Source organism: Acidithiobacillus albertensis, from assembly GCF_001931655.1.
Taxonomy (GTDB): Bacteria; Pseudomonadota; Gammaproteobacteria; order Acidithiobacillales; family Acidithiobacillaceae; genus Acidithiobacillus; species Acidithiobacillus thiooxidans.
In genome coordinates, this window is the sequence record NZ_MOAD01000138.1 from 1 (window position 1) to 459 (window position 459).

1 protein-coding gene is annotated in these 459 nt (G+C 55.8%); it reads right to left on the bottom strand.

Features of this window, described 5'->3' with window-relative positions:
* Nucleotides 1–25: 25 nt before the first annotated feature.
* Nucleotides 26–274 carry a YMGG-like glycine zipper-containing protein gene (locus BLW97_RS18590; RefSeq protein WP_010636705.1) on the bottom strand — a complete coding sequence of 83 codons (249 nt, stop codon included), beginning with the start codon at nucleotides 272–274 and terminating at the stop codon, nucleotides 26–28.
* Nucleotides 275–459: the final 185 nt, after the last annotated feature.

Here is a 459-nt window from a genome sequence, read left to right on the forward strand (position 1 = left end):
TTTCCTCCGGTCATGAATCAGGATTTCAGTGCATCAAAGCGCCGGTTGCTGCTCCTGCTGCACCGCCCACTGCGGCCCCTACGGCCGGATTGCCACCCACAACAGCACCCAGCACTGCACCGCCCGCAGCACCGATAGCCCCACCACTCAGTGCGCGTTGTCCTGTGGGGCTCATATTGGCGCAGCCAGTCATGGCGATCAGACAAAAACCCAACGCCAGAACTTTTAACCCGTACCGGTGATGACCGAATTTTAATCGAAGGGGATATTGCATGGGGATTAGGCTCCTTATGGTGTAGTAGTGGAAGGGGATCCGGATAGTTGTTCCACATCCCGGGTTGCCTGAAGAATTTCTTGTCGGGCAATCCGATAGGACGTTCCAGAAAGCGGTTTGGTACATAACGGCTGTACGACCGCCTGAATTTGGTCAAGGTCGTCGCTTTGACCTTCTGCGTGCGG